The organism is Paractinoplanes aksuensis (assembly GCF_024137025.1).
GTDB classification, from domain to species: domain Bacteria; phylum Actinomycetota; class Actinomycetes; order Mycobacteriales; family Micromonosporaceae; genus Actinoplanes; species Actinoplanes aksuensis.
The window spans coordinates 36,072-59,809 of the sequence record NZ_JAMYJR010000052.1 but is presented as its reverse complement, the minus strand read 5'-3'; the positions used below and the strand labels follow the sequence as shown (position 1 = coordinate 59,809).

Here is a 23,738-nt window from a genome sequence, read left to right as displayed (position 1 = left end):
CCAGCCCGGCCCCGCGAGCGGAACGCCTTTAATAGAGAACTAAGCAAGAACTCGGTCCGCTTCACTCGGATCGGGCGGGGCGGCTCGCGCGCTCGCGGGCCAGACGCCCCACGAGCCCGAATCGGCTGGCCTGCTTCGGGGCGGCCTCGGCGTCGGCGAAGAGCATCACGACGCTGGCGCCGCCCATGGCCGCGCGGTCGAGGCTGACCGAGCCGCCGGTGGACTGCGCCGCGCGCCGGGCGATGTCGAGCCCGAGGCCGGTCGAACCCTGATTGCTCTGGCCACGCTGCATTGCCTTCTCCGGATCGGGGATGCCGGGCCCGGCGTCGTCGACACGGACCGCGACCCAGCCGTCACGCCGTGAGATGCCCACCTCGAACGCCGTGCCCTGGGGGGTGTAGCGGAACACATTACCCAGGATCGCGTCGAGAGCGGCAGCCAGTTCGGCCCGGGCCACCGGAACCGGGATGCGCAACTGGGCCCCGACCACGCGGTAGTTGCGGTTCTGGTCGCCGGCCAGGGCCGACCAAAAGGTCATCCTTTCCCGTACGACCTCCGCGACATCGCACACGCCGGTCTCGGGCGCGGCCGCGACCTGGGCCGCGACGGCCTGACGGGTGGTGTTGATGAGCTCGTTGACCTCGCCCTCGAGGGTGACGATGGCCTGCCGGATGCGCCGGATGCCGCGGCGGCGGTCGACCTCGTCGGGGCTCAGGCTGATGATCTGGGTGTCGTCGGGGTCGAGGGCCTCGGCGTCCAGCCGCAGCGCGGTCAGCGGCGTGCGCAGCCGGTGCGACAGGTCGGCCACCATCTCGCGCTCGCTGGTGCGCGAGGTGACCAGGCGGTCGGCCATCCGGTTGAACGCGTAGCCGGCCTCGGCCAGCTCACGCGGGCCCGACGGCTGGATGCGGACGCCGAGGTCGCCGCCGCCGACCGCCATGGCCGCCTGCACCAGGTTGCGGGCCGAGGTGACGGCGCCGCGGGCCAGCCGGTCGACCACGATCACGCTGGCCGCGACCAGCACGAGCGCGATGCCCAGCAGCAGCCACCAGGAGCCTTCGCCGCCGTCGAGCTCGCTGGCGGGCACGAACACCTCGACCACGGACGTACGGTTGGCCACCGTGATCGGCTGGAGCCGGACCAGACCGCCGTCGACGTTCTCGGTGACGGTGGAGCCGCTGGTGGCGGCGTGCGTGACCTCGTCGCCCGGGGCCCGGCCGCCGGTGGTCACGCCCGGGCCGTACACCTTGACCCGGTCGCTCACGCCGGCCAGCGCGGCCGCGAGTCCCTTGGGTCCGGCCCCGGCCGACAGCGCGCCGACGATGCGGGAGCTTTCCTGCTCGGCCGCCGCCAGCACCTGTTCACGGTGATCGTGGCGCAGCTCGAGGCCGAGCGGGACGAGAAAGGCGAGGGCGGCGACGGCAGTGGTGGCGGCGGTGATGTAGGCCAGGCGGGCCCTCAGTCCGGCGCCACCAACCGGAATCCGACCCCCCGCACGGTGCGCAGGTAGCGCGGTTTCGCCGCGGACTCGCCCAGCTTCCGGCGTAGCCAGTACAGGTGCACGTCGATCGTCTGGTCCTCGCCGACCGATGGCTGTCGCCATACCTCCTCCAGCAGCTCCCGTCGTGACACCACCCGGCCGGGCCGGGCGGCGAGATACGCGAGCAGGTCGAATTCCTTGCGGGTGAGCGCGAGCGTCTGCTCGGCCAGGGTGGCGCTGCGCTCGCCGACGTCCACCCGCAGCTCACCGACCTCGTGCACGGCGGGCTGGGCGGTGCGGCTGGCCCGGCCCACGCGGCGCAGCACGGTGGCGATGCGGGCGTCGAGGTGGGCGCCGGTGAACGGCTTGACCATGTAGTCGTCGGCGCCGGCCCGCAGCAGCCGGACGACGGTCTGCTCGTCGTCACGCGCGGTAGCGATGATGATCGGGACGTCGGTGATGCCGCGGAGCATGCGCAGGGCGTCCGAGCCGTCCAGGTCGGGCAGCCCGAGATCGAGCACGACCAGGTCGGGCGTCTCGGCCGCGACCCGGCGCAACGCGTCGAGCGCCGTGCCGACGGCGTGCACGGCATGCCCTCGGTCGGCCAGCGACCGCAGCATGGCGCCGCGCACGACGTGATCGTCCTCGACGAGCAACACCGTGGCCATGCGAAGAAGGTACTGCCCTCGGCAACGAGCGCCTAACCGGTGATGGAGGGATACGTGTCGATTACGCAGCGTGCTCGAATACCATCCGTTGTGCCGATGTCGTTCACTCTTTTTCCCGGTACGCGTCTCGCGTTGGCGCTCGAGAGCCTGGCCGGCCTCAGCGTCGGTGACGCGCTGGGCGCCCAGCACTTCGTGACCCGCGTCGACCCGGCCGCGCCGCCGCCCGGGCCGTGGCCGTGGACCGACGACACCGAAGAGGCGTGCTGTCTGGTCGAGGTGCTGGCCGACGGTGACTTCGATCGGGACGCGTTCGCGGCGCTGCTCGGCCACCATCACGATCCCTATCGCGGCTACGGTCCGGGCGCCGTCGTCATGCTGCGCGAGATCCGCGAGGGGCTGCCCTGGCCGATCGCGGCCGCAGCCGCCTTCGACGGGCAGGGGTCGGCCGGTAACGGCGCGGCCATGCGGGCGGCTCCGCTCGGCGCCTGGCACGCCGACTCGCTCGCCCACGCGGCGGTTCAGGGGGCGCGGGCGGCCGAGGTCACCCACGCCCACCCCGAGGGCATCGCCGGGGGAGTGGCAGTCGCGGTGGCCGCGGCCGTGGCGACGGCCGGTCGGCTCGACGGGCTGCGACCGCCGTTGCTGCGAGCGGTGGCCGCGCACACGCCGGACGGGCTCGTCCGCGACGGTCTGCTGGCGGCGGGCCGGTTGCGGGATCCGCTCGAAGCGGCGTACGAGTTGGGGAACGGCGCCCGGGCGATGGCGCGCGACACCGTGCCGTTCGCGGTCTGGGTGGCCGACCGGTTCCTCGACGACTACCCGGGGGCGATCGCGGCCTGCCTGCGGGCCGGTGGCGACGTCGACACCACCTGTGCCATCGCCGGCGGCATCGTGGCCGCCCACACCGGCCTCGACGGCATCCCGCCGGGCTGGATGGCGGCTCGCGAGCCGCTGCCGGCCTGGCTGACCGCGGCCACGGCGAGCGGCGACTGACCCTCGCGCGCGGCGGCTCGTCATGGCGCGGTGGCTCGTCACGAGGCGGTGGCTCGTCATGGCGCGGCGGCTCGTCACGGGGCGGTGCCAAGAACAACTTCCTCGCAACCCGGGACCTGCTCAAGTGGAGCGTCGGCGCGCCGAATCGGCGGTCATGTCGCGCGCCAAGAATCTGTTCGTCGTCGGCGGTCTCGTCGTGGCCGCGGCGTGGTCGCTGTTCGAGCGCACCTGGATCGACCTGGCCCAGGCCGCGACCGTGCTGGTGGTGCTCGTCGTGGTGCTGCGCATGCTGGCCGAGCGCGACGCCGACCTGCGCGCGCTGCGCCGCGGTGTCGCCCGCGAGCAGGTGCTGAGCGAGCTGGGCACAGCCCTGATCCACGCCACCGACCCGGCCGAGGTGCGCCGGCACGCGGTGAGCGCGGCAGGCACGCTGCTGACCGAGTGCCCCGGCGCCCGGGCCACGATCGTTGGCCTCGACGACGGCCGGTTCACCGTGGCCGAGGCATCCGGGGCCGACGCCGACGCCCTGCGTGGCCGCACTGTGCCGGCCGCCCAGGCCCCGGCCGGACTGGTCGACCGGCTGCTGGCGGGCGAGGTGGTGGTCGTCCACAACCCGGCCGAACTCGGCTACACGAATGTCGAGGCGGTGGTCGACCGCCCGTACACGCTGCTGCCGCTGACCAACGGTGACCGCTTCTTCGGCGTGCTCTCGGTGAGCGCCGAGGGCGAACTGCCGGCCGAGATCTTCCAGTCGTTGCAGGCGCTGCGCACCCAGGTCGCGCTCGCCCTGGCCAGCGTGGCCCTGACCGCGGAGCTGACCGAGCGGGCCCTGCGCGACCCGCTGACCGGGCTCGGCAACCGGGCTCTGCTGCGTGAGCGGCTGGGCGAGGCACTGGCCCGGTCGCGGCGCAGCGGGCGGCCGGTGGGCGCGCTGCTGCTCGACCTCAACGGCTTCAAGCAGGTCAACGACAAGTACGGGCACACCGTGGGCGACCACCTGCTGCAGGCGGTGGCCGGGCGGCTGCGCGAGTGCGTGCGCGACGAGGACACCGTCGGGCGGCTCGGCGGCGACGAATTCGTGGTGATCACCGAGGATCTGGCCTCGGCCCGGGACGCGCTCGCGGTGGCCGAACGGATCGTCGACGCGCTCGACGAGACGATCACCATGGGCGGCCGGAAGCTGCGGACGCCGGCCAGCGTCGGGGTCGCGCTCTCGCACGCGGACGTCGCCGACGCGGACGAGCTGCTGCGGATGGCCGACACGGCGATGTACGAGGCCAAGCGCCGCGGCGGCGGCGGCTTCCAGCTGCACGGGTCGCCGGCGTCGCGCGAGCACGGAGCGGCGGCCCCTCGGGAGGACGGGGCACAGGGCCCGCGCGGGCATCGGGCGGCGGACCGCCAGCCTCTAAGCTCGGGCGTGTGAGCGACGAAGCCGAGCACGTCGAGACCGGGGAGCCCGACGGCCTGGAGCGGCTGTGGACACCGCACCGGCTCGACTACGTCACCGGGGCCGACAAGCCGGCGGACTGCCCGTTCTGCCAGGCCCCCGAGACCGACACGCTCGTGGTGGCGCGGGGCGAGCTCGTGTTCGCCGTGCTCAACCTGTACCCGTACAACCCGGGTCACGTGATGATCTGCCCCTACCGCCACGTCGCCGACTACACCGACCTGACCGACGACGAGACGGCCGAGCTGGCCGCCTACACCCGCACGGCGATGCGGGTGATCCGCTCGGTCAGCACGCCGCACGGTTTCAACCTGGGCATGAACCAGGGCGCGGTGGCCGGCGCGGGCATCGCGGCCCACCTGCACCAGCACGTGGTGCCGCGGTGGGGCGGCGACGCCAACTTCATGTCGGTGGTGAGCCGCACCAAGGTGATGCCGCAACTGCTCGACGACACCCGGCGACTACTGCTGAAGGCGTGGCCCGCCTAGAGCCCGTACGCCCGCCGCACTTCTTCCGCACTCGGGGCGGTCGCCGCCCCGCGAGGCAGCCAACGCGATCACCGTGTAGTGGACTCCTTTTTAACTCCCTCGGCGAGGTGCGGCGGCATCGGTTCGTGCCGGGCGTACGTACGGGTGAAGGTGCCCGCCCCCGACGACAGCGCGCGCAGTTCCACGGCGTACCGGATGAGTTCGGTTGCCGGCACCTCCGCCCGCACCAGGCTGTAGGAGCCGCTGTCCTCGTTCTCGGTGCCCAGCGGGCGGCCCCGGCGCCCCGAGAGGTCGCTCATCACCGCCCCCACGTACGACTCGGGCACCCGGACGACGATCTCGTCGATCGGTTCGAGCAGGGTGACCTGCCCGATCGCGGCCGCCTCGCGCAGGGCCAGCGCCCCCGCGGTCTGGAACGCGGCGTCCGACGAGTCGACGCTGTGGGCCTTGCCGTCGAACAGCGTCACCCGCACGTCGACCACCGGGAAGCCGGTGGCCAGCCCGCGCTCGAGCTGCGCCCGCACCCCCTTCTCGACCGACGGGATGTAGTTGTGCGGCACCGAGCCGCCGACGACCTTGTCGACGAACTCGAAACCGGAACCGCGGGGCAGCGGCTCGACGTGGATGTCGCACACCGCGTACTGACCGTGGCCGCCGGACTGTTTGACGTGCCGCCCGTGACCCTTGGCGGCCGAGCCGAACGTCTCGCGCAGCGGCACCTTGACCGGCTCGGTGTCGAGCTCGACCCCGCCCGCGCGCAGCCGCTCGAGCACGACGTCGGCGTGCGACTCGCCCATGGTCCACAGCACGAGCTGGTGGGTGTCGGCGTTGCGCTCGAGCCGCATGGTCGGGTCGCCCGCCACCAGCCGGGCCAGGTTCTTGGCCAGCGCGTCCTCGTCCGAGCGGGTCTTGGCGACCACGGCGATCGGCAGCAGCGGCTCGGGCATCGACCACGGCTCCATCAGCAGCGGCTGGTCCTTGCCGCTGAGCGTGTCGCCGGTCTCGGCGCTGCCCGACTTGGTGATCGCGCAGATGTCCCCGGCGATGCACGAGGGAACCTCACGCAGCTGGGCGCCGAGCGGGGAGTAGACGTGGGCGACCCGCTCGTCGGCGTCGTGGTCGGGGTGGCCGCGCTCGGCCAGGCCGTGCCCCGAGACGTGCAGCACCTGTTCGGGGCGCAGGGTGCCGCTGAACACGCGGACCAGCGAGACCCGGCCCACGTGCCGGTCGATCGTCGTCTTGACCACCTCGGCCACCAGCGGGCCGTCGGGGTCGCAGCTCAGCGGCGGGCGCGGCGAGCCGTCGACGCCGGTGACCACCGGCAGCTCGTGCTCCAGCGGTGACGGCGCGCCGCTGACCAGGCCGTCGAGCAGCGCGTCGAGCCCGACCCCGGTGCCCGCGCAGACCGGGATGACCGGGTAGAAATTGCCCCGCGCGACGGCCTTCTCGAGATCCGGCAGCAGGGTGTCGGTGCTGATCAGCTCGCCGCCGAGGTAGCGGTCCATCAGGGACTCGTCCTCGCTCTCGGCGATGATCCCCTCGATGAGCGCGTTGCGGTCGTCGGCGATCGGGTTCAGATGCTCGCGCTCGGCCTCGCCGGCGCGCGGCGGATACCCCTCGGAGTAGTCGAGCACCCGCAGCGTGACCAGGCCGATCAGGCCGGCCATGGACTGGCCGTCGTCACCCAGCATGGGCTGGTAGATCGGCATGACGTTCTCGCCGAACGCCTCCTGGATGGTGGCCAGGGTCTCCTCGTAGTCGGCCCGCGGGTGGTCGAGCCGGGTGATGGCGACCGCGCGGGGCATACCGACCGCGGCGCACTCGTCCCACAGCGCGACGGTGGCGTCGTCGACGCCGTCGACGGCCGAGACGACGAAGAGCGCGGCGTCCGCGGCCCGCAGGCCGGCGCGCAGCTCCCCGACGAAGTCGGCGTAGCCCGGGGTGTCGAGCAGGTTGATCTTGACGTCCTGGTGCATCAGCGGCGCGCAGGCCAGCGCGACCGAGCGCTGCTGCCGGACGGCGGCCGGGTCGTGGTCCGACACCGTGGTGCCGTCGGTCACCGAACCGGCCCGGGATATCGTTCCGGTCGCCGCCAGCAGGGCCTCGACCAGGGTGGTCTTGCCCGCACCGGAGTGGCCGACCAGCACCACGTTGCGTACTCTGCCGGGCTCTGTCACCACCGGCGCCGCTGCGCCGTTGAGCCCCTTCTCCGAGGTCTTCTGGGCCATTGCGGTCGCTCCTGCCGATACCGAGGTCTTCTGCGGCAGGCGACCGGGTGCGGTCGCTCCTGCCGTTTCGGGACTGTTACGACGCTGTTGGTAAATCCCACACCCGCGCCGTCCACCCCCGCAACCCTATGTAGTCGGCAACGTTACGGCCTTGCCGGGGAGCGCCGACCCAGCTCACGCCGATAAGGTGGGACGGCCATGGCAAAGATCGTCCAAGTACCCGCGCGCGCCGTCATCGCTTACGGCGTGAACCCGACCGCCCGTTTCCTGCTGCGGATCGGCGTCACTCCCAACGCCGTCACCATCGCCGGCACTGTCGGCGTCTTGATCGGCTCCTACTTCGGTGCGATGGGCCACCTCATCTGGGGCACCGTCATCGTCACCGCCTTCGCGCTGACCGACGCCCTCGACGGCACGATGGCCCGGATGCGGGGTGGCTCCAGCAAGTTCGGCGCCCTGCTCGACTCGTCGATGGACCGGCTGGCCGACGCGGCTGTGTTCGGCGCCGTCGCCTATTACATGTCGACCGAGGGCAACCCGTACGGCGGCATGATCGCCGCCCTGATCAGCCTGTCCGCCGGCCAGGTCGTGTCCTACGTCAAGGCCCGGGCCCAGAGCCTCGGGCTGGACGCCGATGTCGGCATCGCCGAGCGCCTCGAACGCTTGCTCATCGTGGGCGTCGGCGGTCTGCTGGGCGGGGCCGGGCTCGAGTGGGGCCTGCCCGCGGCGCTGTGGGTGCTGGCCGCGCTGTCGCTGGTCACCGTGTTCCAGCGGCTGATCCACGCCGGGCGTACGGAACCGGCTGCGGCCCCGGCGCCGGCCGTTGCTGAGGACAAGCCTGCGTGAAAGACCGGTTGATCGAGTTCGGGTACGCCGCCGGGTGGCGGGTGGTGCGGGCGCTGCCGCTGCCGGTGGCGCGCCGCATCTTCATGACCGGGGCCGATCGGGCGTACGCCAAGAACGGTCCCGGCACCCAGCGGCTGCGACGCAACCTGCAGCAGGTGCGGCCCGACATGCCCGACGAATTGGTGCGCGACGGGCTGCGGTCGTACGCGCGCTACTGGCTCGAGGCGTTCCGCCTGCCCACGCAGAGCCGGCAGCAGTCGCTCGACGGTTTCAGCATCTCGCCCGAGCACTACGACTGGCTCAAGACCGGCGTCGCCGACGGCAAGGGGATCGTGCTCGCGCTGCCCCACGTGGGCAACTGGGACGCGGCCGCGGCCTGGGTGGTCGCCAACGACTGGCGCATGATCACCGTGGCCGAGCGGCTGAAGCCCGAGGCGGTGTACGAGCAGTTCCTCGACTACCGCCGCAAGCTGGGCATGGAAGTGCTGCCGCTCACCGGCGGCCCGCGGCCCCCGCTCGACGTGCTGGCCGAGAAACTGCAGGAGGGCTACGTGGCCGCGCTGCTCGGCGACCGTGACCTGTCCCGCAACGGCGTCGAGGTCGAGTTCTTCGGCGGGCGCACCCGCATGCCGGCCGGGCCCGCGATCCTGGCCATCCGCACCGGCGCCCCCCTGTACGCGGTCGACCTGTCGTTCACGCCGAGCACGACCCACGCCGTGCTGCGCCGGATCGTCCCGCCGACCGAGGGCGCCCTCGACGTCAGGGTCAAGGCGACCACCCAGCTGCTGGCCGACGCCTACGCGGCCGGCATCGCGGACCACCCGCAGGACTGGCACATGCTGCAGAAACTGTGGCTGTAGGGATAACCATGCGGATCGGGATCGTCTCGCCCTACTCGTTCGACGTGCCCGGTGGCGTGCAGAACCACATCATGGACCTGTCCGAGGCCCTGATCGGCCTCGGTCACGAGGTCAGCGTGCTGGCCCCGGCCGACGAGGACGCGGATCTGCCGCCGTACGTGGTCTCGGCCGGGCGGGCCGTGCCGCTGCCCTACAACGGGTCGGTGGCGCGGATCGCGTTCGGGCCGGTGTCGACGGCCCGGGTGCGGCGGTGGCTCAAGGCCGGGCAGTTCGACGTGCTGCACGTGCACGAGCCGATGACGCTGTCGTTGTCGCTGCTGGCCGTGCTGTCGGCGCGGGGGCCGGTGGTGGCTACGTTCCACACGGCCATGACGCGGTCGCGGGCGCTGTCGGCGGCGCAGGGGATGCTGCAGCTGGTGGTCGAGAAGATCACCGCGCGGATAGCGGTCAGTGAGCTGGCTCGGAAGGTGCAGGTCGAGCATCTGGGTGGGGGAGCGGTCGAGATCCCCAACGGGGTGGCGGTGGCCAAGTTCGCTTCGGCCACGCCGCTGGACGGGTGGCCCGGCGACGGGGGGACGATCGGGTTCCTGGGGCGCTTCACCGAGCCGCGCAAGGGCTTCGACATCCTACGTGAGGCTTTTGTCCCATTGGCGCGCCAACGCGCCGGCCTGCGGTTACTCGTGGCCGGCCCCGGCGGCCCCGACGACCTTTATCGCGATTTTCCCGCCGATCTGCACGATCGGGTGACATTTCTCGGTTTAGTGTCTGAAGCGGACAAAGCTCGCATGCTCCGTAGTGTTGACGTGTATGTGGCGCCGAACACGGGCGGCGAGAGCTTCGGCATGATCCTCACCGAGGCCATGGCGGCCGGCACGGCCATCGCGGCCAGTGACCTCGACGCGTTCCGGCGGGTGCTCGACGGCGGCCAGGCCGGTGCGCTGTTCCCGACCGGTGACTCCCAGGCCTTGTGTGTGCTGCTGGACGCCCTCTTGTCCTCGGAGTCGAGGCGCGACGAGCTGTCGGCCGCGGCCTCGGCGGCGGTCACGGCCTTCGACTGGCCGAGCGTCGCCCAGCGGGTCCTCGAGGTCTACGCGACAGCGATCGAGGCCACCGACGGCCGGGTCATGGACGAGGAGTGGTCGGAACCACGGTCGGCGTCATAACACCCCGGGGCGGCGGGGCACTACGATTCCGGCCATGTGGTGGGTCCTGGGTGTCGTCGCGGCGGTCGTGCTGCTCGCGTCGTACCTGGGCTGGACGGCCCACCGGGTCGAGCGCGTGCACGTGCGGGCCCAGTCGGCCGAACGCGCCCTCGACGCCCACCTGATGCGCCGGGCCGCGGCGGCCGCGGTGGTGGCCGAGCAGACCGACATCATCGAGCTGTACGCGGCGGCGCGGCTCGCCCTCGACGCCGACCCCGACGAACGCGAGTCGGCCGAGAACGACCTGACCCGCCAGCTGCAGGCGATCGCGCTGTCCGGGCCCGACGCGGCCACCCGTACGCTCGTGGCCACCTCACGCCGGGTCGTGCTGGCCCGCCAGGTGCACACCGACCTGGTGCGCGACGCGCTCACCGCCCGCCGCCGCCCGCTCGTGCGCGCGTTGCGCCTGGCCCGGCAATATCCGCGGCCCCAGTACTTCGACATCGAAGAGCCCGCGATGCCGCCGATGATCCCCGCCCCAGCGGTGCCCGTGACACCGCTGGAGCCGGTCTGACCTACCAGCCGCGCTCGGCCAGCCGATGCGGCTCGGGCACCTCTTCGACGTTGATGCCGACCATGGCCTCACCCAGCCCGCGCGACACCTTGGCGATCACGTCCGGGTCGTCGTGGAAGGTGGTCGCCTTGACGATCGCCGCCGCCCGCTGAGCCGGATTGCCCGACTTGAAGATGCCCGACCCGACGAAGACGCCCTCGGCCCCCAGCTGCATCATCATGGCGGCGTCGGCCGGCGTCGCGATGCCGCCCGCGGTGAACAGCGTGACCGGCAGCTTGCCCAGCTCGGCCACCTCTTTCACCAGCTCGTACGGGGCCTGGAGCTCCTTGGCCGCGACGAACAGCTCATCCTCGGGCAGCGTCTGCAGCCGCCGGATCTCCGCCCGGATCTTGCGCATGTGGGTGGTGGCGTTGGAGACGTCACCCGTACCGGCCTCGCCCTTGGAACGGATCATGGCCGCGCCCTCGGTCAGCCGCCGCAACGCCTCACCCAGATTGGTCGCGCCACAGACGAACGGAACCGTGAAATTCCACTTGTCGATGTGGTGCGCATAGTCGGCCGGCGTCAGCACCTCGGACTCGTCGATGTAGTCGACCCCGAGCGACTGCAACACCTGCGCCTCGACGAAGTGCCCGATCCGAGCCTTGGCCATGACCGGAATGGAGACGGCATTGATGATCCCGTCGATCATGTCCGGATCCGACATACGCGACACGCCACCCTGAGCCCGGATGTCAGCCGGCACCCGCTCGAGCGCCATGACCGCCACGGCCCCCGCATCCTCAGCGATCTTCGCCTGCTCGGGCGTGACCACATCCATGATCACGCCACCCTTGAGCATCTCAGCCATGCCCCGCTTGACCTGGGCCGTGCCCTTGTTCTCAGACATAGCTGCAGGGTAGGCACGCTGCGGCACCCGGCCGATGGCCAATCGCCCCCAAGGTGGCCTGATCCGCCCCCAGCCGGCCCCACCAACCCCAGAGGCCCCGGAACAAGACACCCTTCAAGGTCAAAAGCAAGGTGTCGTGGCGGGGTGGTGTGTACAGACCGCCGCTCCCGCCGAGGGCCCGGCCGTGCCGGGCAGGGCGCGGGCGCGCCCAGGACGCCCGGCCCGACCGGGCGACCTGCGTAAGTGGTCGCGCCCAGAACCGGCCTCGTGTCTCAGGGTTTCGACAGGGTGGCTGGGTGAGGATCTGGCTATGCGGATCGTGACTTTGGCCGTGGGCAGTCGGGGGGATGTCGCGCCCTATGTGGGGCTGGGGGTGCGGCTTCAGCAGGCGGGGCACGAGGTTGCCATTGCCACGCACACGCATTTCGAGACGATGGTGGTTGAAGCCGGTCTGGGGTTCGCTGCTCTGCCGCTCGACACCCGCGAGGAGTTGATGGCCAAGGCCGGCAGTGGGTCGCTGACCGGCATCGTCGCGGTCAACCGGTCGGTGGGGGCGCAGGCGCTGCCGCTGGGCCGGGCCATGGCGGCGGCCGCGCAGGGGGCCGACGTGCTGCTGCTGACCCCGGCCGGCTGGATCGGCGGGCACGTCGCCGAAGGTCTCAAGCTGCCGAGCCTGGGCGTCTACCTGCAGCCCATGACGCCGACCCGAGAGTTCCCGCCGTCCACCGTCACGACGCGCTCGCTCGGCGCCTGGGGCAACCGGGCGGCGGCGCGGGCCGTGCTCGAATGGGGCCAGCAGCCGTACAAGAAGGGCGTGCGCGCGCTCCGGGCCGAGCTGGGCCTGCCACCCATCGGGCACCGGCAGTGGCTGCGCGACCTGGACGCCTCCGGGTGGCCCATCTGCTACGGCTACAGCCCGCACGTGGTGCCCCAGCCCGCGGACTGGCCGTCGTCGTGCACCACGGTCGGCTACTGGTGGCCCGCCCCCGCGCCGGACTTCACACCGCCGGCGGAGCTGGCCGCCTTCCTGGAGGCCGGCCCGCCCCCGGTCTACGTCGGCTTCGGCAGCATGCCCAGCCGGGACGCCCGCGCGCTGTCTGCACTGGTGCGCGACGCCGCCCGCGCCGCCGGGGTGCGAGCGGTCGTCAGCGCGGGCTGGGCCGGCCTGGAGACCTCAGGTGACGACGCGCTGACGATCTCGGAGGTGCCCCACGAGTGGCTGTTCCCCCGCATGGCCGCCGTCGTGCACCACGCCGGAGCCGGAACCACCGCCGCCGGCCTGCGCGCGGGCGTCCCCGCAGTCCCGGTCCCGCTCATGGTCGACCAGCCCTTCTGGGCCCAGCACCTCGTCCGCCTGGGCGTAGCCCCGACCACAATTCCGTTCCGCCGCCTGACCGCGACCCGGCTGGGCGCAGCGATCCGCACCGCCGTCGAGGACCCGTCGTATCGGCAACGGGCAGGCGAAATGGCCGCGATCCTGTCCGCCGAGGACGGGGCCGCGGGCGTGCTGCACGCGCTCGACAACCTGAACTAGGAGTCGCGCTTTTCGACCAGGACCAGCCAGTTGCCGGTGTTGTCGCGCATGACGGCTTCGACGCCGTAGGGGCGGTCGGAGGGTTCCTGCAGGAATTCGACGCCGGCGGCCGACAGTTCGGCGTAGGTGCGGCGGCAGTCGTCCACGTTCAGGCCGAAGCCGCCCATCTGGCCGGATTCGAGTTGGCCGCGGATGAATGTGGCGGCCTCGGGGGACAGCGGCGGGCCGGGGGTCATCAGCGTGAGCTCGAGTTCGGGCTGGTTCGGGTGGGCGAGCGTCACCCAGCGCAGCGGGCCCATCTGGGCGTCGACGCGGGGCTCGAAGCCGAGGTGCTTGACGTAGAAGTCGCGGGTGGCGTCCTGGTCGAGGCAGTACACCGTCATCAGCGAGATGTTGAGAATCATGTGTCGACCGTAGGAGGCTCGGCGTCGGTGGGCTTCTCCGAAATTGCGATTACTCCGTGCATGAACAGCCAGCAGCCGGGGATGTGCGGGGCCGAGGTGGCCCAGCGTTTCTGGTACGCGGTGGGGCTCTCGCCGACCAGCTCGGTGAACCGGGACGAGAACGAGCCGAGCGACGTGAAGCCGACGGCCATGCAGACCTCGGTGACGGTCAGGTTGGCGTACCGCAACAGGTCCTGGGCTCGGGCGATGCGCCTGCGGGACGCGTACCGCATGGGGGTCTCGCCGTAGGCGGTGCGAAACGCTCGTACCAAGTGGAACCTGGACATGCCGCCCAGCGCGGCCAAATCGCTCAGCGTGAGTGGCGCCGCGCTGTTGCGGTCGATGTGGTCGCGCACCCTGCGCAATGCGAACACGGGATGAGCCTAAGCTCGATGCGTGAACATCGGAGTCCTGGCCCTTCAAGGCGATGTGCGCGAGCATCTCGCCGCGCTGGCCGAGAGCGACGTGCTGGCCCGGCCGATCCGCCGGCCGGAGGAGCTGGCCGACGTCGAGGCGCTGGTCGTCCCGGGCGGCGAGTCGACCACGATCAGCAACCTGGCCGTGGCGTTCGGGCTGCTCGAGCCGATCCGGGCCCGGATCGCCGCCGGCATGCCGGTCTACGGGTCGTGCGCGGGCATGATCATGCTGGCCGGCGCGGTGCTCGACGGGCGGCCCGACCAGGAGAGCTTTCACGGCATCGACATGACTGTGCGACGCAACGCGTTCGGGCGGCAGGTCGACTCGTTCGAGGCCGAGGTGGCGATCGACGACATCGCGGGCGGCGATTTTCACGCTGTTTTCATCCGCGCGCCATGGGTCGAGAAAGTCGGCGACGACGTCCGCGTGTTGGGCCGCGTCAACGACGGGCCGGCCGCCGGTAGGATTGTGGCCGTTCGGCAGGGGAACCTGCTCGCCACGGCTTTCCACCCGGAACTCACCGGTGACCTCCGCGTCCACCGGTACTTCGTCGAGATGGTCCGCCAGGCCGCCTGAGACCACGGAGGTTTTCGCATGTCCGGCCACTCCAAGTGGGCGACCACCAAGCACAAAAAGGCCGTCATCGACGCCAAGCGCGGCAAGATGTTCGCCAAGCTGATCAAGAACATCGAGGTCGCGGCCCGCACCGGCGGTGGTGACCCGGCGGGCAACCCGACGCTGTTCGACGCCATCCAGAAGGCGAAGAAGAGCTCGGTCCCCAACAACAACATCGACAATGCGGTCAAGCGCGGCTCCGGCCTCGAGGCCGGCGGCGCCGACTGGCAGACGATCATGTACGAGGGGTACGGCCCCAACGGCGTCGCGCTGCTGATCGAGTGCCTCACCGACAACCGCAACCGCGCGGCGACCGAGGTGCGCACGGCGCTCACCCGTAACGGCGGCACGTTCGCCGACGCCGGCTCGGTCTCGTACCTGTTCAACCGCAAGGGCGTCATCATCGTCCCGGCCGAGGGCATCAGCGAGGACGACCTGATGATGGCCGTCCTCGAGGCCGGCGCCGAAGAGATCAACAACCTCGGCGAGTCGTTCGAGATCGTGAGCGAGCCGACCGACCTGGTCGCTGTGCGCACGGCCCTGCAAGAGGCCAACATCGAGTACGACTCGGCCGACTCGTCGCTTCTGCCGACGATGAACGTCGAGGTGGATGAAGAGGCCGCGCGCAAGGTGATGAAGCTGGTCGACGCCCTGGACGACTGCGACGACGTCCAAGAGGTCTACACCAACGCCGACATCAGCGACGATATCCTGGCCGCTATTGACGCGTGACACCTGGTCGCACGACCAGTAGGGTGTGAGGTGTGACGACGTTCAGCCTGCCTCACATCGAAGACATCGATGTGGAAGATGTCGCCGCGCTGCCCGGGCCTTACCGCTACGAGCTGCGCGGCGGCAGTCTGTTGGTCATGCCGCCGACCACGTTCTGGCACAAGATCGTGGTCCGTGAGCTCATGGTCCTGCTCCACTCGGCCGGCCACCATGTTCTTCCGGACACGGGAATCCGCGGGGACTTGCCGCGCGACATGCGCCTGCCCGACCTCGGCGTGGTTACTGACCTTCCGTCGGGCCCGGCTGACTGCACCACCTTGCCCGGCTCGGCGTTCGCCCTGGTTGCCGAGGTCGTCTCGGCCGGCTCCGGTCACGACGAACGCATCGACAAGCTGCGTTGGTACGCGGATCGCGGCATCGCCGAATATTGGATCGCCGACTCCGATCCCGATCATCCGCACACCGACGCTGTCGTTCACATCCACCGACTGAGACTCGTGGATGGCGTCCAGGCCTACGAGCTGGAGCGTTCCGTTCGTCTGTCGGAACTCGGAGCCGAACGTGGCGCGAAAATCCAGGCCTGACGACTGGTCGTGTGACCAGTAAGGTGGCGGGACAGAGCCATCTCGGCGTGGAGGTGCGACCCGCCCATGACCGGCTTCTTTCTTCCGCCCGTCGAAGACCTCGAACTCGACGACCTCGCCACCCTGCCGCGGCATTACCGCTACGAGTTGCGGGACGGCAACCTGGTGATCGCCGCCCCGTCGAGCTTCTGGCACAAGGTGATGGCGGGGCGCGTGCTGGTCATGCTGCACAAGGCCGGCCTCAACGTCTTCCAGGATCCCGGCGTACGCGGTGATCGTCCCCGCGACTGCCGGGTGCCCGACCTCGGCGTGGCCGCCCGCCTGCCCGCCGGTCCGGCCACCTACTCCCATCTGCCGGCGTCGTCGTTCAGCCTGGTCGTCGAGGTGGTGTCGGAAGAGTCGGCCAACGGCGAGTACACCGACAAGGCCGCCTGGTACGCCGAGCACGGCATCCCCGAGTACTGGATCGTCGACCAGACCCCCGACCGGGCCGACGACGACGCTTTCGTCTTCGTGCACCGCCTTCTGCTGGCCGGCGGCGAGCCCATCTACGGCCGCGAACGCAACGTCTTCCTCTCCGAACTCGAACGCGAGTACCCTGACATTGACTCGTGACAACTGGTCATAGGACTACTAGTCTTGGAGGCGTAAGCGTGAGTGACCCCCAGGAGGAACCCATGACTGCTGTGGCTATCAGGCCTGACATTCCCACCAGAAGTGACCTTTCGATGCGCCGCGACATCACCGTGAGCGTGACCGTCGACGGCGAGCTGCTGCTGGAGGCTCAGCGGCAGATCAGCGCTGAGTCGATCAGCGCCGCTGTCAATGAGGCGCTGCGCCGGCTCGTCGAAGAGGAGCGCGCCAAGCGCCGAGCGGCGCAGGAGAGGCTCCGTCAAATGCACGAAGACGGTGTGTTCGGCTCTGATGCTGACGAGGGGAGCGGCCAGTGAAGTACCTCGTCGATGCGAGCGCGCTGACGAGGATCCTGCGTCGTCAGGCCGACCCCGCGTGGGGCGACTTCGAAGAGCGTGGGCTGCTGTCGATCGCGGAGCCGGTTCTGGTTGAGGCGCTGAAGATCGCTCAGACCAAGGACTATGCGGGTCTGGAGCGGACGATCCAAGCGAACTATGTCCCCGTCGTCGTCCCGGACAGGCTCTGGGATCAGGTGGCGGTCATCCGGCGAACGCTGGCCGGTCGGAGCGCTCACCACGGGCCGTCGGTGGCCGATCTGGTGATCGCGGCAATGGCGATCCGACTTCAGTTGACTGTGCTGCATGAGGACGCCGACTTCGAAACGGTTGCCCGCTTCGTGCCCGAATTGAAGCAGCGCCGTCTTGGTCACGGACCGCCGACCCAGAAAGCAATGTCGACTGTCGATGGTTGAGCGTAATTCTCAGTAGTCGACCGAGATTGAGGTCATGGTGTGGATCAGGGTGGCTATGAGGAGGATGCCGAAGGCTATGCGGCGGCCGATGGCGTGCCACTGCTGGCGCCGGTAGGCCTGACACCAGGCGATGCCGGCGTCGGCGGCGGCGCGTACCCGTCCCGAACGGTGGGTGTCGGGTAGCACCGCGGCCTTGAGCAGGGCCATGCTTCCACCCCGGCGGTAGAGCGCCGGCGCATACGCAGGGCGATGCAACACCCGTACGTCGACGTCGTAGATCTGGTCGTCGCGCCACTGCTTCGTGCGCACTTCCAGGCGGTGGCGCAGATATTCGTACGCCGCGTGGGGCCGGCCCAGCAGGCGGCGCCGCCACGACAGGCGGCGCCAGTGGGAGGCCACGTCGACCAGCACGTCCATGTAGATGTGCTCGGCCTCCGAGTCCCCGCCGACCAGGCGGGTGGTCTCGCGGCGCAGGTCATCGAGGTGGCACGAGACGAAGGCGACGAACGCCGGTGGTGGCTCGTCGTCCATGGGTGGCACGAGATACATGGGTCACACCCCCGGCCCCCATCGTCGAGGCGTGTCGCTGCCGGGCGCAAGAGGGCACCGTATTAGGGTGTCGAACACACGTACGTGAGGCAGGGGAGGTCGGTGGTGCGCGTGCTCGGCATCGACCCGGGTCTCACCCGGTGCGGGGTCGGTGTGGTCGAGGGCCTCCCAGGGCGGCCCGGCACGATGATCGCCTACCACGTCGTGCGTACCGACTCCGACGACGACATCGCCGACCGCCTGCTGCAGCTCGACCGGGGCCTGACCGAACTGGTGGCCGAGCACCGGCCCGAAAGCGTCGCCGTCGAGCGGGTTTTCGCCCAGCACAACGTTCAGACGGTGATCGGCACCGCCCAGGCCAGCGCGGTCGCCGTTCTGGCCGGCGCGCGGGCCGGTCTGCCCGTCCAGACGTACACGCCGAGTGAGGTCAAGGCGGCCGTCACCGGCTCCGGCACGGCGGGCAAGGCACAGGTCACGGCCATGGTCACCCGGCTCCTGCAGCTCGACGCGCCACCCAAGCCGGCCGACGCCGCCGACGCCCTCGCCCTCGCCATCTGCCACATCTGGCGTGGCGGCACCCGCGCCCGGATCCAGGCCGCGGCCCTCGCCGCCGCCCGCAAAGCTCACCAGGGGAGAGTCCGCCGATGATCGCAAGCGTGCGCGGGGTGGTGGCGGCGATCGCGCCGGACAGCGCCGTCATCGAGGTCGGCGGCGTCGGCCTGCAGGTGCAGTGCGCCCCCGGCACCCTGGCCAACCTGAAGGCGGGAGCCGAGGCGCGGCTGGCCACCAGCATGGTCGTACGCGAAGACTCTCTGACCCTCTACGGCTTCGCCGACGACGACGAGAAGCATCTGTTCGAGTTGCTCCAGACGGCCAGCGGCGTCGGCCCCCGGCTGGCCCAGGCCGTGCTGGCCGTGCACCAGCCCGAGACGGTGCGCCGGGCCATCGCCGGCGGCGACCTGGCCACCCTGACCCGGGTCCCCGGCATCGGCAAGAAGGGCGCCGAACGCATGGTGCTCGAACTCCGCGACAAGATCGGCGCCCTGCCCGCGGCCGACGGTGTCCCGGCCGGCCTGCTCAACGGCGCCTGGCAAGATCAAGTACGCCAAGGCGTGCTCGCCCTCGGCTGGTCCGCCGCCCAGGCCGACCAGGCCGTGGCTGCCGTCGCCGAGTCCATCGACGGCGAGGTCCCGCCCGTCCCGATGCTGCTGCGCCAGGCGATCCGCCTGCTGGGCAAGGCCCGATGAGCGACCTGGTCTCGGCCACCGCCGGCGACGACGACCTCGACGCCGAAGCCAGCGTCCGCCCTCGCCGCCTGGCCGAGTTCATCGCCCAGCACCGCGTCCGCGACCAGCTCGACCTGCTCCTCAAGGGCGCGATGGGCCGCGGCACCCCACCCGACCACATCCTGCTCTCAGGGCCTCCCGGCCTGGGTAAGCCGGTGTCGGTGGACGCGCTGGTCCTGATGGGCGACGGCTCCCGCCGCCGTCTCGGCGACATCGTGGTGGGCGATCAGGTGATCACCCGCACCGGCGCCCCGGCCGCTGTCCTGGCCGTGCACGAGCAGGGCGAACTCGACTCCGTGCGCATCCGCACCACCTCGGGCCGAGAGGTCGTCGCGGCCCCCGACCACCCCTTCTGGACGACCGAGGGCTGGGTCAAGGCAGGCGACCTCACCCCGGACGACGTGCTGGCCAACGTTCTCGCCCCGGCCACCGTGGCCGAGAGCGCCGAGGAGACCGACGAGTTCCGCCTGGCCGGCTACATGATCGGCGGCGGTTCCACCAGCAACCAGGTCACCTTCACCGGCGGCGATGCCGTCGTGCTGGACGACTTCCGCGCGGTGTGTGACCGCCTCGGCTACTCGTACAAGACCCGACCGAACTCAGCCCGCAGTGAGCTGGTGTGCATTTCCGGGCTGAAGCCCTGGCTCACCGAGACCGGGCTGATCGACAAGACGGCCTGGCCCAAGCGCGTTCCGGGTTTTGTCTTCCGAGGCGACGAGTGGCAGGTCAGCGCCTTCCTGGCGGCCTATTTCGCTTGTGACGGCACGGTCAGCCGACGTGGTCGTGATCGCTATGACGTCGTCATCGAGTACTACAGCGTCTCCCGCAGGCTGCTCGAGGACGTCCAGCACCTGTTGCTCAGGCTCGGCATCCAGTCGCGACTGAAGCTCAAACGTGGCAGTTACCAGGGCCGTCTTCACGAGTCGTGGCGGTTGTCGATCACCAGCCAGGACGACGCGGCGCGCTTCGCCGAGCGGGTCACGCCCATCGGTGAGCGGGGCGTGCGGCTGCGCGAGTGGGCGCCGCGGCGAGACCGGTTCGACGAGCGGCTCGCGCCCGACAGGGTGGCTTCCGTCGAGGGTGCCGGGCTGACCGAGTGCCGTTGTCTGACCGTGGCCGACGACCACACGTTCACCGTGAACGACCTGGTCGTGCATAACACCACGTTGGCCAACATCGTGGCGGCTGAACTGGGGACGGGGATCCGGACGACGAGTGGGCCGGTGATCGAGCGGTCGGGGGATCTGGCCGCGATCCTGACCAGCCTCGGGCCGGGGGATGTGCTGTTCATCGACGAGATTCACCGGATCGCCAAGCCGGCCGAGGAGCTGCTCTACAGCGCGATGGAGGACTTCCGCGTCGACGTCGTGGTGGGCAAGGGGCCGGGGGCCACCGCCATTCCGCTCGATGTGGAGCCGTTCACGCTGGTGGGGGCGACCACGCGGGCCGGGTTGCTGTCGGGGCCGATGCGGGACCGGTTCGGGTTCGTGGCTCATCTCGACTTCTACTCGCCGGCCGATCTCGACTCGTTGCTGCACCGGTCGGCCCGGATTCTCGGGGTGCCGATCACGGCCGAGGGCGCGGCCGAGATCGCGGGGCGGTCGCGGGGGACCCCGCGTATCGCGAACCGGCTGCTGCGGCGCGTCCGCGACTACGCCGAGGTGCGCGCCGACGGCGTGGTGACCGAGGAGACGGCGCGGGCCGCGCTCAAGGTGTACGACGTGGACGCTCTCGGGCTCGACCGGCTCGACCGGGCCGTGCTGCGGGCGCTGATCGACTCGTTCCGGGGCGGGCCGGTCGGCCTGTCCACGCTGGCCGTGGCCGTGGGGGAGCAGTCCGACACGGTCGAGGAAGTCTGCGAGCCTTTTCTTGTACGGGCGGGGCTGCTCGCCCGCACGCCGCGCGGCCGGGTCGCCACCGAGGCGGGCTGGGCCCATCTGGGAAAGGTGCCACCCTCGGGCACGATCCAAGGGGATTTGTTCGCACGGGATGCATGAAATCCCCTCGTAATGCGAACGTGATGTGTGCCGCATTCGGAACTCCCAGGTTGACCGATTAGACTCGCCGCCGTTCAACCGGGATGTGTTTATCGCCGGCGGTACGTGGTGTTCCGCGTCACCGGCGGCCAACGGAAGGCTTATTCGTGATCCAGGCAGCCGAGGCATCCGGGGGCGGCAGCTTCACCCCGCTGCTCCTCATCGTTCTGCTCTTCGCCGTCATGTATTTCCTGATGATCCGGCCGCAGCAGAAGCGTCGTCGCGAGGCTCAGCAGATGCAGAACGCGCTCGGCCCCGGTGACCGCATCGTCACCATCGGCGGTCTGCACGGCAGCGTCGTCGCCGTCGCCGACGACGTCGTCACCCTCGAGATCGCCGACGGCGTGCACGTCGACTTCGCGCGCCCGGCCATCGCCCGCGTCGTGTCGCAGACGGCCGTTCCGGCCGAGGCCCCGGCGGAGGAAGTGGTCGAGGAGCCCGTCGTGGAGGAGCCGATCGTCAATCCGGTCACCGACACGCGCAAGAAGGACTGACAACTAAGTCGTAGTACCCCTCGGGCCGGCCCGCGCGGCATTCTGCCGCCGGGCCGGTTCGTCGGGCCCGCGCGTGGCCGCAGCCAACCGCGCGAAGCGGACGTTAGACTCCACGACCGCATTAACCACCTCAGGACGCCGTAAACACAGGGAGATCGAAAGCCGTGGCACGACCACCACAGGGACAGATGCATCCCGGACGGCAGCTTGCCGTGCTCGGCGCGCTCTTCGTCGTCCTTTATCTGCTCGTCTTCTTCGCGGGTGGGGCCAGCGGCTCCTTCACCGACCGCCTGCACCCGAAGCTCGGCCTCGACCTGGTGGGTGGCACGCAGGCCACCTACATCGCCTCGGTCGAGGGCAACCAGGTGCCGCCGAAGGCGAACATGGAGCAGGCCCGCGACATCATCGAGGAGCGGGTCAACGCCCTCGGCGTGTCCGAGGCCGAGGTGGTCATCCAGGGTGACCGCAACATCGTCGTCTCGCTCGCCGGCAAGGCCGACGACCAGCTCAAGGACCTGTCGCAGGCGGCCCAGATGCGGTTCCGCATGGTTGTCGGCGCGACCGGGGACGCCTCCGCGGTCGCCCTGAACCCGCCGACGGCCCAGCCCAGCGCCCCGGCTTCCGCGCCGGGCAGCGCGCCCGCGAGCGCGCCCGCCTCGGGTGGCGCCAGCGCCCCCGCGGTCGGCAGCAGCCCGTCGACCGGTGGCCAGGGTGGCGGCGCGCCCGCCCCCAGCGCCACGCCGAGCGCCCCCGCGCCGACGCCCAGCGCGGCCGCCGACGCCCCGGTCAGCGCGGACACGCAGCAGCAGCGCGACGCGGTCGAGAAGAAGATCGGCGCCGCCGCCTGGTCCGCCGCCGAGAAGCTGACCGCCCCGGTCGACCTGAGCGCCGACCCCAAGGCCGGTCTGCCGTTCGCGAACTTCGGCAAGCTGTCCGGCGACGAGGTCAACGTGCTGACCCCGCAGATGCAGTTCAACGTGCCGACGATCGGCTGCCGGCAACTCGAGGACCGGCCGAACGGCGCCATCGACGCCGTCGGCTCGCAGGCCGTCGCCTGCTACCAGGGCGGCAAGGTGCTGCTCGACAAGGCGCCGGTCGTCGGTGAGGACATCTCCAAGGCGAGCCCGCAGCTCGACCAGCAGACCGGTCAGTGGGTCGTCTCGCTCGACTTCACCAGCGCCGGCTCGGCCAAGTGGGCCGCGCTGACCCGGCAGGCGTTCGAGGCCACCTCGAGTGCCCCCTGCTTCGTCGCCGCGCAGTCGCTGTACGGCCAGGTCGACCACTGCGCCGTCGCCGTGGTGCTCGACAAGAACGTCATCTCGGCCCCGCAGATCCAGGGCGTGCTGACCGGCACCTCGCAGATCACCGGCCAGTTCAACTCGGGCTCGGCCCGGCAGCTGGCCGACCAGCTCAACTTCGGCGCGCTGCCGGTCACCTTCTCGTCGGGCCCGGCCCAGACGGTGTCGGCGACCCTGGGCATCCAGCAGCTGCAGGCCGGTCTGCTGGCCGCCGCGATCGGCATGGGCCTGGTCGCGATCTACGCGTTCTTCTACTACCGCCTGCTCGGCTCCGTGATCTTCCTGAGCCTGATCCTGTCCGGTCTGCTGACCTTCGGCGCGCTGGTGTTCCTCGGGCGGACGATGGGCTTCACCCTGACCCTGGCCGGTATCGCCGGCTTCATCGTGTCGCTGGGTGTCGCGGCCGACTCGTTCGTCATCTACTTCGAACGTCTGAAAGACGAGATCCACGAGGGTCGAAGTCCGCGCAGTGCGGTGCCCCGGGCCTGGGCGCGCGCACGGCGGACGATCATCTCGGCGAACACGATCACCATCCTCGCCGCCGTGGTTCTCTACATCGTCTCGGTCGGCGCGGTTCAGGGCTTCGCGTTCGCGCTCGGCCTGTCGACCGTCCTCGACCTGGTCGTGGTGTTCCTGTTCCGCCACCCGATCATGACGATGTTCGCGCGGACCAAGGCGTTCCTGTCGCCGCGGGTCAGTGGCCTCGGCCGCGTCCTGCGCAACGCCACGACCGATCCCAAGGAGGCCTGAG

25 protein-coding genes and 3 pseudogenes are annotated in these 23,738 nt (G+C 70.7%); 21 read left to right on the top strand and 7 right to left on the bottom strand.

Features of this window, described 5'->3' with window-relative positions; all coding sequences use genetic code 11:
* Nucleotides 1–61: 61 nt before the first annotated feature.
* Nucleotides 62–1,441: a HAMP domain-containing sensor histidine kinase gene (locus M1L60_RS40870; protein WP_253243036.1), complete on the bottom strand. Its 1,380-nt coding sequence runs from the start codon at nt 1,439–1,441 to the stop codon at nt 62–64.
* 17 nt (nt 1,442–1,458) lie between these two features.
* A complete protein-coding gene (locus tag M1L60_RS40865; RefSeq protein WP_221377956.1) occupies nt 1,459–2,148 on the bottom strand; it encodes a response regulator transcription factor in 690 nt (229 codons plus the stop codon).
* 96 nt (nt 2,149–2,244) lie between these two features.
* Here M1L60_RS40865 and M1L60_RS40860 point away from each other — a divergent pair, with 96 nt between their 5' ends.
* From M1L60_RS40860 to M1L60_RS40850, 3 genes are all read left to right on the top strand, one after another.
* The gene (locus tag M1L60_RS40860; protein ID WP_253242966.1) at nt 2,245–3,141 is read left to right on the top strand and encodes an ADP-ribosylglycohydrolase family protein; all 897 of its coding nucleotides are present in this window, start codon (nt 2,245–2,247) and stop codon (nt 3,139–3,141) included.
* Nucleotides 3,142–3,265: 124 nt separating this feature from the next.
* On the top strand, nt 3,266–4,564 hold the full coding sequence (locus tag M1L60_RS40855; RefSeq protein ID WP_253242965.1) for a diguanylate cyclase domain-containing protein: 1,299 nt from the start codon (nt 3,266–3,268) through the stop codon (nt 4,562–4,564).
* Nucleotides 4,561–5,076, top strand: coding sequence for an HIT family protein (locus tag M1L60_RS40850; RefSeq protein ID WP_253242964.1), 516 nt, complete (start codon nt 4,561–4,563; stop codon nt 5,074–5,076). The genes M1L60_RS40855 and M1L60_RS40850 overlap by 4 nt, the downstream gene beginning before the upstream one ends.
* A gap of 68 nt (nt 5,077–5,144) precedes the next feature.
* Here M1L60_RS40850 and M1L60_RS40845 read toward each other — a convergent pair whose 3' ends face one another.
* Complete coding sequence (locus M1L60_RS40845) at nt 5,145–7,304, bottom strand: elongation factor G-like protein EF-G2 (RefSeq protein WP_253242963.1); 2,160 nt, start codon at nt 7,302–7,304, stop codon at nt 5,145–5,147.
* Nucleotides 7,305–7,502: 198 nt separating this feature from the next.
* On the opposite strand from M1L60_RS40845, the gene pgsA reads away from it, so the two are divergent.
* The 4 genes from pgsA to M1L60_RS40825 are packed head-to-tail and all read left to right on the top strand — an operon-like array spanning nt 7,503 to nt 10,726.
* Nucleotides 7,503–8,150, top strand: coding sequence for a phosphatidylinositol phosphate synthase (pgsA, locus tag M1L60_RS40840; RefSeq protein ID WP_253242962.1), 648 nt, complete (start codon nt 7,503–7,505; stop codon nt 8,148–8,150).
* Complete coding sequence (locus tag M1L60_RS40835; RefSeq protein ID WP_253242961.1) at nt 8,147–9,010, top strand: phosphatidylinositol mannoside acyltransferase; 864 nt, start codon at nt 8,147–8,149, stop codon at nt 9,008–9,010. The genes pgsA and M1L60_RS40835 overlap by 4 nt, the downstream gene beginning before the upstream one ends.
* Nucleotides 9,011–9,018: 8 nt before the next feature.
* Nucleotides 9,019–10,173 (top strand): glycosyltransferase family 4 protein, encoded by a 1,155-nt coding sequence (locus M1L60_RS40830; RefSeq protein ID WP_253242960.1) that lies wholly within the window; start codon nt 9,019–9,021, stop codon nt 10,171–10,173.
* 25 nt (nt 10,174–10,198) lie between these two features.
* On the top strand, nt 10,199–10,726 hold the full coding sequence (locus tag M1L60_RS40825) for a hypothetical protein (RefSeq protein WP_253243035.1): 528 nt from the start codon (nt 10,199–10,201) through the stop codon (nt 10,724–10,726).
* Between the two features lies 1 nt (nt 10,727).
* Here the strand turns inward: M1L60_RS40825 and pdxS are convergent, their stop codons facing one another.
* On the bottom strand, nt 10,728–11,615 hold the full coding sequence (gene pdxS / locus M1L60_RS40820) for a pyridoxal 5'-phosphate synthase lyase subunit PdxS (protein WP_253242959.1): 888 nt from the start codon (nt 11,613–11,615) through the stop codon (nt 10,728–10,730).
* A 310-nt stretch (nt 11,616–11,925) separates the two neighbouring features.
* On the opposite strand from pdxS, the gene M1L60_RS40815 reads away from it, so the two are divergent.
* Nucleotides 11,926–13,149, top strand: a complete 1,224-nt coding sequence (locus M1L60_RS40815; RefSeq protein ID WP_253242958.1) for a glycosyltransferase — start codon at nt 11,926–11,928, stop codon at nt 13,147–13,149.
* Here the strand turns inward: M1L60_RS40815 and M1L60_RS40810 are convergent.
* Complete coding sequence (locus tag M1L60_RS40810; RefSeq protein ID WP_253242957.1) at nt 13,146–13,553, bottom strand: VOC family protein; 408 nt, start codon at nt 13,551–13,553, stop codon at nt 13,146–13,148. The genes M1L60_RS40815 and M1L60_RS40810 overlap by 4 nt on opposite strands.
* Nucleotides 13,550–13,966, bottom strand: coding sequence for a helix-turn-helix transcriptional regulator (locus M1L60_RS40805; protein WP_253242956.1), 417 nt, complete (start codon nt 13,964–13,966; stop codon nt 13,550–13,552). The genes M1L60_RS40810 and M1L60_RS40805 overlap by 4 nt, the downstream gene beginning before the upstream one ends.
* 22 nt (nt 13,967–13,988) lie before the next feature.
* On the opposite strand from M1L60_RS40805, the gene pdxT reads away from it, so the two are divergent.
* The 6 genes from pdxT (at nt 13,989) to M1L60_RS40775 (ending at nt 17,324) form a co-directional block, all read left to right on the top strand.
* Nucleotides 13,989–14,585, top strand: coding sequence for a pyridoxal 5'-phosphate synthase glutaminase subunit PdxT (gene pdxT, locus M1L60_RS40800; RefSeq protein WP_253242955.1), 597 nt, complete (start codon nt 13,989–13,991; stop codon nt 14,583–14,585).
* Nucleotides 14,586–14,603: 18 nt separating this feature from the next.
* A complete protein-coding gene (locus tag M1L60_RS40795; protein ID WP_253242954.1) occupies nt 14,604–15,356 on the top strand; it encodes a YebC/PmpR family DNA-binding transcriptional regulator in 753 nt (250 codons plus the stop codon).
* A gap of 32 nt (nt 15,357–15,388) precedes the next feature.
* Nucleotides 15,389–15,940: a Uma2 family endonuclease gene (locus M1L60_RS40790; protein ID WP_253242953.1), complete on the top strand. Its 552-nt coding sequence runs from the start codon at nt 15,389–15,391 to the stop codon at nt 15,938–15,940.
* A 66-nt stretch (nt 15,941–16,006) separates the two neighbouring features.
* The gene (locus tag M1L60_RS40785) at nt 16,007–16,555 is read left to right on the top strand and encodes a Uma2 family endonuclease (RefSeq protein ID WP_253242952.1); all 549 of its coding nucleotides are present in this window, start codon (nt 16,007–16,009) and stop codon (nt 16,553–16,555) included.
* Between the two features lie 62 nt (nt 16,556–16,617).
* On the top strand, nt 16,618–16,890 hold the full coding sequence (locus M1L60_RS40780; RefSeq protein ID WP_253242951.1) for a type II toxin-antitoxin system CcdA family antitoxin: 273 nt from the start codon (nt 16,618–16,620) through the stop codon (nt 16,888–16,890).
* Nucleotides 16,887–17,324, top strand: coding sequence for a PIN domain-containing protein (locus M1L60_RS40775; protein WP_253242950.1), 438 nt, complete (start codon nt 16,887–16,889; stop codon nt 17,322–17,324). Before M1L60_RS40780 ends, M1L60_RS40775 begins: the two co-directional genes overlap by 4 nt.
* Nucleotides 17,325–17,333: 9 nt before the next feature.
* Here the strand turns inward: M1L60_RS40775 and M1L60_RS40770 are convergent, their stop codons facing one another.
* On the bottom strand, nt 17,334–17,873 hold the full coding sequence (locus tag M1L60_RS40770) for a hypothetical protein (protein ID WP_253242949.1): 540 nt from the start codon (nt 17,871–17,873) through the stop codon (nt 17,334–17,336).
* Between the two features lie 105 nt (nt 17,874–17,978).
* Between M1L60_RS40770 and ruvC the strand changes: the two genes are divergently transcribed.
* From ruvC to secD, 7 genes and pseudogenes are all read left to right on the top strand, one after another.
* Nucleotides 17,979–18,521, top strand: a complete 543-nt coding sequence (ruvC, locus tag M1L60_RS40765; protein ID WP_253243034.1) for a crossover junction endodeoxyribonuclease RuvC — start codon at nt 17,979–17,981, stop codon at nt 18,519–18,521.
* A complete protein-coding gene (gene ruvA / locus M1L60_RS40760) occupies nt 18,518–19,120 on the top strand; it encodes a Holliday junction branch migration protein RuvA (RefSeq protein ID WP_253242948.1) in 603 nt (200 codons plus the stop codon). Before ruvC ends, ruvA begins: the two co-directional genes overlap by 4 nt.
* Nucleotides 19,117–19,449, top strand: a pseudogene (locus tag M1L60_RS48580) (Holliday junction branch migration DNA helicase RuvB); the annotation flags it as partial. The gene ruvA and the pseudogene M1L60_RS48580, both read left to right, overlap by 4 nt.
* A 189-nt stretch (nt 19,450–19,638) precedes the next feature.
* Nucleotides 19,639–20,127 (top strand): annotated as a pseudogene (locus M1L60_RS48575) (LAGLIDADG family homing endonuclease); the annotation flags it as partial.
* A 153-nt stretch (nt 20,128–20,280) separates the two neighbouring features.
* A pseudogene (ruvB, locus tag M1L60_RS40745) lies at nt 20,281–21,156 on the top strand (Holliday junction branch migration DNA helicase RuvB); the annotation flags it as partial.
* Between the two features lie 146 nt (nt 21,157–21,302).
* Complete coding sequence (yajC, locus tag M1L60_RS40740) at nt 21,303–21,689, top strand: preprotein translocase subunit YajC (RefSeq protein WP_253242947.1); 387 nt, start codon at nt 21,303–21,305, stop codon at nt 21,687–21,689.
* A 188-nt stretch (nt 21,690–21,877) separates the two neighbouring features.
* A complete protein-coding gene (gene secD, locus M1L60_RS40735) occupies nt 21,878–23,737 on the top strand; it encodes a protein translocase subunit SecD (protein WP_253243033.1) in 1,860 nt (619 codons plus the stop codon).
* The last annotated feature ends 1 nt before the right edge of the window (nt 23,738 follow it).

Coding starts and splice junctions, on each gene's coding strand:
- M1L60_RS40865 (WP_221377956.1), bottom strand. CDS start 2,148: ATGGCCACGGTGTTGCTCGTCGAGGACGATCACGTCGTGCGCGGCGCC.
- M1L60_RS40860 (WP_253242966.1), top strand. CDS start 2,245: ATGTCGTTCACTCTTTTTCCCGGTACGCGTCTCGCGTTGGCGCTCGAG.
- M1L60_RS40845 (WP_253242963.1), bottom strand. CDS start 7,304: ATGGCCCAGAAGACCTCGGAGAAGGGGCTCAACGGCGCAGCGGCGCCG.
- pgsA (WP_253242962.1), top strand. CDS start 7,503: ATGGCAAAGATCGTCCAAGTACCCGCGCGCGCCGTCATCGCTTACGGC.
- M1L60_RS40830 (WP_253242960.1), top strand. CDS start 9,019: ATGCGGATCGGGATCGTCTCGCCCTACTCGTTCGACGTGCCCGGTGGC.
- pdxS (WP_253242959.1), bottom strand. CDS start 11,615: ATGTCTGAGAACAAGGGCACGGCCCAGGTCAAGCGGGGCATGGCTGAG.
- M1L60_RS40815 (WP_253242958.1), top strand. CDS start 11,926: ATGCGGATCGTGACTTTGGCCGTGGGCAGTCGGGGGGATGTCGCGCCC.
- M1L60_RS40810 (WP_253242957.1), bottom strand. CDS start 13,553: ATGATTCTCAACATCTCGCTGATGACGGTGTACTGCCTCGACCAGGAC.
- M1L60_RS40795 (WP_253242954.1), top strand. CDS start 14,604: ATGTCCGGCCACTCCAAGTGGGCGACCACCAAGCACAAAAAGGCCGTC.
- M1L60_RS40785 (WP_253242952.1), top strand. CDS start 16,007: ATGACCGGCTTCTTTCTTCCGCCCGTCGAAGACCTCGAACTCGACGAC.
- M1L60_RS40780 (WP_253242951.1), top strand. CDS start 16,618: ATGACTGCTGTGGCTATCAGGCCTGACATTCCCACCAGAAGTGACCTT.
- M1L60_RS40770 (WP_253242949.1), bottom strand. CDS start 17,873: ATGTATCTCGTGCCACCCATGGACGACGAGCCACCACCGGCGTTCGTC.
- ruvA (WP_253242948.1), top strand. CDS start 18,518: ATGATCGCAAGCGTGCGCGGGGTGGTGGCGGCGATCGCGCCGGACAGC.
- secD (WP_253243033.1), top strand. CDS start 21,878: ATGCATCCCGGACGGCAGCTTGCCGTGCTCGGCGCGCTCTTCGTCGTC.